The organism is Brachybacterium rhamnosum (genome assembly GCF_039526185.1).
GTDB lineage: Bacteria > Actinomycetota > Actinomycetes > Actinomycetales > Dermabacteraceae > Brachybacterium > Brachybacterium rhamnosum.
This window is the reverse complement of record NZ_BAAAIS010000009.1, coordinates 1-1024: the sequence shown is the minus strand read 5'-3', so window position 1 is coordinate 1024 and position 1024 is coordinate 1. Positions and strand designations below refer to the sequence as shown.

The 1024-nt window shown below is 53.9% G+C and carries 1 rRNA gene; it reads left to right on the top strand.

Features of this window, described 5'->3' with window-relative positions:
• A 23S ribosomal RNA gene (locus ABD080_RS16725) occupies positions 1-1024 on the top strand; the annotation flags it as partial.

Sequence of the window (1024 nt, the reverse complement as noted above, 5' to 3'; positions counted from 1 at the left end):
TGGAGCGAAGCTGAGAATTTAAGCCCCAGTAAACGGCGGTGGTAACTATAACCATCCTAAGGTAGCGAAATTCCTTGTCGGGTAAGTTCCGACCTGCACGAATGGCGTAACGACTTCTCCACTGTCTCAACCGCGAACTCGGCGAAATTGCATTACGAGTAAAGATGCTCGTTACGCGCAGCAGGACGGAAAGACCCCGGGACCTTTACTATAGTTTGGTATTGGTGTTCGGAACGGCTTGTGTAGGATAGGTGGGAGACTGGGAAGCATTCACGCTAGTGAGTGTGGAGTCGTTGTTGAAATACCACTCTGGTCGTTCTGGATTCCTAACCTCGGTCCGTGATCCGGATCAGGGACAGTGCCTGATGGGTAGTTTAACTGGGGCGGTTGCCTCCCAAAAAGTAACGGAGGCGCTCAAAGGTTCCCTCAGCCTGGTTGGCAATCAGGTGTTGAGTGTAAGTGCACAAGGGAGCTTGACTGCGAGACAGACATGTCGGGCAGGTGCGAAAGCAGGAACTAGTGATCCGGCACCTCATTGTGGAATGGGTGTCGCTCAACGGATAAAAGGTACCCCGGGGATAACAGGCTGATCTTGCCCAAGAGCTCATATCGACGGCATGGTTTGGCACCTCGATGTCGGCTCGTCGCATCCTGGGGCTGGAGTTGGTCCCAAGGGTTAGGCTGTTCGCCTATTAAAGCGGTACGCGAGCTGGGTTTAGAACGTCGTGAGACAGTTCGGTCCCTATCCGCTGCGCGCGTTGGATATTTGAGAAGACCTGTCCCTAGTACGAGAGGACCGGGATGGACTGACCTCTGGTGTGCCAGTTGTTCTGCCAAGAGCATGGCTGGTTGGCTACGTCGGGAAGGGATAACCGCTGAAAGCATCTAAGCGGGAAGCCTGCTTCAAGATGAGATATCCGTGCCCCTTGTGGGTGAGAGGCCCCCAGTAGATGACTGGGTTGATAGGCCAGATGTGGAAGCACAGCAATGTGTGGAGCTGACTGGTACTAATGGCCGATGACTT